Consider the following 5,039-nt stretch of genomic DNA (forward strand, 5'->3'; position numbering starts at 1 on the left):
AGTTGTCGCGCGAGAGCGACAAAGACCTTTGAAAACTGAACAAGACGAACCAATGTGCAGGGCGCTATAACTAAGGTTATAGTAACTGAACAATAAAAAAACAATAAATCTGTCAGTGACAGAATGAGTTTAAGACAAACAATTATTTTAATGAGAGTTTGATCCTGGCTCAGGATGAACGCTGGCGGCGTGCCTAATACATGCAAGTAGAACGCTGAAGCTTGGTGCTTGCACCGAGCGGATGAGTTGCGAACGGGTGAGTAACGCGTAGGTAACCTGCCTCTTAGCGGGGGATAACTATTGGAAACGATAGCTAATACCGCATAAAAGACGATATCGCATGATATTGATTTGAAAGGTGCAATTGCATCACTAAGAGATGGACCTGCGTTGTATTAGCTAGTTGGTGAGGTAACGGCTCACCAAGGCGACGATACATAGCCGACCTGAGAGGGTGATCGGCCACACTGGGACTGAGACACGGCCCAGACTCCTACGGGAGGCAGCAGTAGGGAATCTTCGGCAATGGGGGCAACCCTGACCGAGCAACGCCGCGTGAGTGAAGAAGGTTTTCGGATCGTAAAGCTCTGTTGTAAGAGAAGAACGAGTGTGAGAGTGGAAAGTTCACACTGTGACGGTAACTTACCAGAAAGGGACGGCTAACTACGTGCCAGCAGCCGCGGTAATACGTAGGTCCCGAGCGTTATCCGGATTTATTGGGCGTAAAGCGAGCGCAGGCGGTTAGATAAGTCTGAAGTTAAAGGCTGTGGCTTAACCATAGTACGCTTTGGAAACTGTTTAACTTGAGTGCAGAAGGGGAGAGTGGAATTCCATGTGTAGCGGTGAAATGCGTAGATATATGGAGGAACACCGGTGGCGAAAGCGGCTCTCTGGTCTGTAACTGACGCTGAGGCTCGAAAGCGTGGGGAGCAAACAGGATTAGATACCCTGGTAGTCCACGCCGTAAACGATGAGTGCTAGGTGTTGGGTCCTTTCCGGGACTCAGTGCCGCAGCTAACGCATTAAGCACTCCGCCTGGGGAGTACGACCGCAAGGTTGAAACTCAAAGGAATTGACGGGGGCCCGCACAAGCGGTGGAGCATGTGGTTTAATTCGAAGCAACGCGAAGAACCTTACCAGGTCTTGACATCCCTCTGACCGCTCTAGAGATAGAGTTTTCCTTCGGGACAGAGGTGACAGGTGGTGCATGGTTGTCGTCAGCTCGTGTCGTGAGATGTTGGGTTAAGTCCCGCAACGAGCGCAACCCCTATTGTTAGTTGCCATCATTGAGTTGGGCACTCTAGCGAGACTGCCGGTAATAAACCGGAGGAAGGTGGGGATGACGTCAAATCATCATGCCCCTTATGACCTGGGCTACACACGTGCTACAATGGCTGGTACAACGAGTCGCGAGTCGGTGACGGCAAGCTAATCTCTTAAAGCCAGTCTCAGTTCGGATTGTAGGCTGCAACTCGCCTACATGAAGTCGGAATCGCTAGTAATCGCGGATCAGCACGCCGCGGTGAATACGTTCCCGGGCCTTGTACACACCGCCCGTCACACCACGAGAGTTTGTAACACCCGAAGTCGGTGAGGTAACCGTAAGGAGCCAGCCGCCTAAGGTGGGATAGATGATTGGGGTGAAGTCGTAACAAGGTAGCCGTATCGGAAGGTGCGGCTGGATCACCTCCTTTCTAAGGAAAAGGAAACCTGTACGTTGGTCTTGTTTAGTTTTGAGAGGTCTTGTGGGGCCTTAGCTCAGCTGGGAGAGCGCCTGCTTTGCACGCAGGAGGTCAGCGGTTCGATCCCGCTAGGCTCCATTAACACTGTAAGGGTGTTAAGATTGAACATTGAAAATTGAATATCTATATCAAATAGTAACAAGAAAAATAAACCGAAACGCTGTAAATATTTAAAGAGTTTAGGTCGCAAGACCAAAAATAAGGTTAAGTTAATAAGGGCGCACGGTGGATGCCTTGGCACTAGAAGCCGAAGAAGGACGTGACAAACGACGAAATGCTTTGGGGAGCTGTAAGTAAGCGACGATCCAGAGATGTCCGAATGGGGGAACCCACTAGCTAATGGCTAGTACTCCTATCTGTTAAGGATAGGTAGAGGAAGACGCAGTGAACTGAAACATCTAAGTAGCTGCAGGAAGAGAAAGCAAAAGCGATTGCCTGAGTAGCGGCGAGCGAAACGGCAGGAGGGCAAACCGAAGAGTTTACTCTTCGGGGTTGTAGGACTGCAATGTGGACTTAAAGATTATAGAAGAATGACATGGGAAGGTCAGCCAAAGAGAGTAAGAGCCTCGTATTCGAAATAGTCTTTATACCTAGCAGTATCCTGAGTACGGCGGGACACGAGAAATCCCGTCGGAATCTGGGAGGACCATCTCCCAACCCTAAATACTCTCTAGTGACCGATAGTGAACCAGTACCGTGAGGGAAAGGTGAAAAGCACCCCGGGAGGGGAGTGAAATAGAACCTGAAACCGTGTGCCTACAACAAGTTCGAGCCCGTTAATGGGTGAGAGCGTGCCTTTTGTAGAATGAACCGGCGAGTTACGATATGATGCGAGGTTAAGTTGAAGAGACGGAGCCGTAGGGAAACCGAGTCTGAATAGGGCGGATTAGTATTATGTCGTAGACCCGAAACCATGTGACCTACCCATGAGCAGGTTGAAGGTGAGGTAAAACTCACTGGAGGACCGAACCAGGGCACGTTGAAAAGTGCTTGGATGACTTGTGGGTAGCGGAGAAATTCCAAACGAACTTGGAGATAGCTGGTTCTCTCCGAAATAGCTTTAGGGCTAGCGTCGACATTAAGATTCTTGGAGGTAGAGCACTGTTTGGGTGAGGGGTCCATCCCGGATTACCAATCTCAGATAAACTCCGAATGCCAATGAATTATGGTCGGCAGTCAGACTGCGAGTGCTAAGATCCGTAGTCGAAAGGGAAACAGCCCAGACCACCAGCTAAGGTCCCAAAATAATTGTTAAGTGGAAAAGGATGTGGGGTTGCACAGACAACTAGGATGTTAGCTTAGAAGCAGCTATTCATTCAAAGAGTGCGTAATAGCTCACTAGTCGAGTGACCCTGCGCCGAAAATGTACCGGGGCTAAAACAATTTACCGAAGCTGTGGATACCTTTATAGGTATGGTAGGAGAGCGTTCTATGTGTGGAGAAGGTGTACCGTGAGGAGCGCTGGAACGCATAGAAGTGAGAATGCCGGTATGAGTAGCGAAAGACAGGTGAGAATCCTGTCCACCGTAAGACTAAGGTTTCCAGGGGAAGGCTCGTCCGCCCTGGGTTAGTCGGGACCTAAGGAGAGACCGAAAGGTGTATCCGATGGACAACAGGTTGATATTCCTGTACTAGAGTATGTAGTGAAGGAGGGACGCAGTAGGCTAACTAAAGCGTGCGACTGGAAGTGCACGTCTAAGCAGTGAGGTGTGAATTGAGTTAAATGCTTAATTCTGTAACATTGAGCTGTGATGGGGAGCGAAGTTTAGTAGCGAAGTTAGTGACGTCACACTGCCAAGAAAAGCTTCTAGCGTTAATCATACTCTACCCGTACCGCAAACCGACACAGGTAGTCGAGGCGAGTAGCCTCAGGTGAGCGAGAGAACTCTCGTTAAGGAACTCGGCAAAATGACCCCGTAACTTCGGGAGAAGGGGTGCTGGCTTAAAGTCAGCCGCAGTGAATAGGCCCAAGCAACTGTTTATCAAAAACACAGCTCTCTGCTAAATCGTAAGATGATGTATAGGGGGTGACGCCTGCCCGGTGCTGGAAGGTTAAGAGGAGTGCTTAGCGTAAGCGAAGGTATGAATTGAAGCCCCAGTAAACGGCGGCCGTAACTATAACGGTCCTAAGGTAGCGAAATTCCTTGTCGGGTAAGTTCCGACCCGCACGAAAGGCGTAATGATTTGGGCACTGTCTCAACGAGAGACTCGGTGAAATTTTAGTACCTGTGAAGATGCAGGTTACCCGCGACAGGACGGAAAGACCCCATGGAGCTTTACTGCAGTTTGATATTGAGTGTCTGTGCCACATGTACAGGATAGGTAGGAGCCATTGAGATCGGGACGCCAGTTTCGATGGAGGCGTTGTTGGGATACTACCCTTGTGTTATGGCCACTCTAACCCGGTAGGTTCATCATCTACGGAGACAGTGTCTGACGGGCAGTTTGACTGGGGCGGTCGCCTCCTAAAAGGTAACGGAGGCGCCCAAAGGTTCCCTCAGAATGGTTGGAAATCATTCGCAGAGTGTAAAGGTATAAGGGAGCTTGACTGCGAGAGCTACAACTCGAGCAGGGACGAAAGTCGGGCTTAGTGATCCGGTGGTTCCGTATGGAAGGGCCATCGCTCAACGGATAAAAGCTACCCTGGGGATAACAGGCTTATCTCCCCCAAGAGTTCACATCGACGGGGAGGTTTGGCACCTCGATGTCGGCTCGTCGCATCCTGGGGCTGTAGTCGGTCCCAAGGGTTGGGCTGTTCGCCCATTAAAGCGGCACGCGAGCTGGGTTCAGAACGTCGTGAGACAGTTCGGTCCCTATCCGTCGCGGGCGTAGGAAATTTGAGAGGATCTGCTCCTAGTACGAGAGGACCAGAGTGGACTTACCGCTGGTGTACCAGTTGTCTCGCCAGAGGCATCGCTGGGTAGCTATGTAGGGAAGGGATAAACGCTGAAAGCATCTAAGTGTGAAACCCACCTCAAGATGAGATTTCCCATGATTTTATATCAGTAAGAGCCCTGAGAGAAGATCAGGTAGATAGGTTAGGAGTGGAAGTTGTGTGAGCAATGGAGCGGACTAATACTAATAGCTCGAGGACTTATCCAAAGAGTCAGAAGATATTGACAACGAAAGGTTAACTTGTTAGAATATAGATGTTCAATTTTGAATGTTTAATCATTCAGAGTTAAGTGACGATAGCCTAGGAGATACACCTGTACCCATGCCGAACACAGCAGTTAAGCCCTAGAACGCCGGAAGTAGTTGGGGGTTGCCCCCTGTGAGATAAGGTAGTCGCTTAGC

1 tRNA gene and 3 rRNA genes are annotated in these 5,039 nt (G+C 49.9%); all 4 read left to right on the forward strand.

Annotated elements, in window-relative coordinates:
• Positions 1-146: 146 nt before the first annotated feature.
• The 4 genes from M1G14_RS10815 to rrf all read left to right on the forward strand — a co-directional run bounded on the left by M1G14_RS10815 (position 147) and on the right by rrf (position 5,039).
• Positions 147-1,694 (forward strand): 16S ribosomal RNA (locus tag M1G14_RS10815).
• A gap of 53 nt (positions 1,695-1,747) precedes the next feature.
• Positions 1,748-1,820 (forward strand) — tRNA-Ala (locus tag M1G14_RS10820).
• A 124-nt stretch (positions 1,821-1,944) separates the two neighbouring features.
• A 23S ribosomal RNA gene (locus M1G14_RS10825) occupies positions 1,945-4,844 on the forward strand.
• Positions 4,845-4,923: 79 nt separating this feature from the next.
• Positions 4,924-5,039 (forward strand): 5S ribosomal RNA (rrf, locus tag M1G14_RS10830).
• Together the 16S, 23S and 5S rRNA genes with 1 tRNA gene alongside form the textbook arrangement of a ribosomal RNA operon.

It is taken from the genome of Streptococcus parasanguinis, from assembly GCF_023109675.1.
GTDB lineage: Bacteria > Bacillota > Bacilli > Lactobacillales > Streptococcaceae > Streptococcus > Streptococcus parasanguinis_I.